Annotated in this window: 2 protein-coding genes; both read left to right on the top strand. The window is 67.0% G+C overall.

What is annotated here, in order from left to right; translation table 11 throughout:
* On the top strand, nt 1–665 hold a 665-nt coding region (locus AN233_RS06110), incomplete at its 5' end, for a molybdopterin oxidoreductase family protein (RefSeq protein WP_281176528.1).
* 766 nt (nt 666–1431) lie between these two features.
* Nucleotides 1432–1670 (top strand): hypothetical protein (locus AN233_RS17690; protein ID WP_218055064.1); only part of this gene is annotated, 239 nt, incomplete at its 3' end.

Below are 1670 nucleotides of genomic sequence, written 5' to 3'. Positions count from 1 at the left end.
ACGACCTCGACATCCTGATGGAGGTCGGCAGCCGCCTGTTCGGGGAAGAGGCGTTCCGGTTCGACGACGTCGAGGCCGTCTTCGAGGAGCTCCGGCAGGTCTGTCCCATCTATCACGGGATGACCTACGACCGACTCGGTGAGGGCGGGGTTCAGTGGCCCTGCTACGAGCCGGGCGACGAGGGCGACCAGTACCTCTACGAGGAGTCGTTCGACACCGAGAACGGCCTCGGACGGATCGAGGGCGTCCGCCACCAGCCGCCGAAGGAGACCCCGGACGAGGAGTATCCCCTGATCCTCACCACGGCCCGCCTCGAGGAGCACTACAACACCGGGACGATGAGCCGGCGGTCGCCCACGCTCAACCGCCAGCACCCGGAGAACTTCGTCGACGTCCACCCGAACGACGCCGAGAGATACGGCATCGAGGACGGCGAGTACGTCCGCCTGAAGTCCCGGCGCGGCGAAATCGAGGTGAAAGCCCAGGTCACCGACGCGACCAAGGAGGGCGTCGTCTGGACGACCCCCCACTTCGCGGCCGCCTCCGGCAACCGTCTGACCAACGACGTCCTCGACGACCGCGCGAAGATCCCCGAGTACAAGGCCGCCGCCGCCGAGATCGAGGTCGACGTCGAACCCACCGACGCGGAACCCGCCGACGACTGAGTCGCCGGCGACCGAATCGCCGCCAACGACGCGGCGGATTCGCAGTCCCCGACGTGGCCGAAGCCCGAGGCGGCGCGACCGCCGGGCGGTCGCGCGAAACTCGCTCGACTCACCGGAACCGACCGTCGAGCGTCTCCCGAGCACGAACCGGCGCCCGTCGCGACGTCGACGGGCGATAGCCCTCCGACCCGCCGATCGTATCAGATCCGGACACAGTCTCCCAAATCGAGATTTCCGCGCCGACGTCGGCGGCCGAGCGCTCCCGCGGGTGACAACCCGCTCCCCGGCCGACCGTCGGCATGGACCGTCGCCCGTTGCGAGTGACCGAGTACCCTTTGAGTGACCGATGGAGCGATCGACCGTACCGCGCCGTCGGTCGCGAACCTGTCAACCCGAAGTATTATTGGGGTTTCGACGAGTCGGAACGTGACCGGGACCCGCGCTTGTTCGACCACTCCAGTCTCGCGATTCCGGTCCCGCTATCCACGACCCCACGCTGGCCCGGAGTCGTCTCACGTTGCTCCCGGCGAAACCGGGTCCGGCTCCAGGACGAGCGACGGCGACATCATCCTGCCGTCCGTCCCGCCGCGGACCCTCCTCGGCGCCGGCGACGCTGCCGAGAAGGCAGTGGATTACCGCGACGTCCGTACCGGCCCCCGGGATGTGCGTCACGTGACCGATGCAGTTTCTGGGACACCGCCCGTTCCGCTGGCGACTCGCAGCGATCTGCAGGCGACTTGCCGCTCGGTCGGGCGCCGACAGCGACGTGACGCCCGAGGGGTTCGTCGCTCTCGAAACATATGTTAAATCAGATATATACAGAGTATATCCGGATCTTGAACCATTTCTCGTGTCGTACAATCGGCGGCGAGTTCCGGACGTTCGGGGCGAGCCGGATCGGTTCGTCGTCAGTCCCGCTGCGGTGACCGGCCGGAACGGCTCACCAGGTGAGGTTCTCGTAGGTGATCCCCTCGCGATGCTCGACTTCGATAGACCCAAACGCAG

The organism is Haloparvum sedimenti (genome assembly GCF_001462205.1).
GTDB lineage: Archaea > Halobacteriota > Halobacteria > Halobacteriales > Haloferacaceae > Haloparvum > Haloparvum sedimenti.
The sequence above is the reverse complement of the archived record's forward strand: the minus strand, read 5'-3'. Positions and strand labels throughout refer to the sequence as shown.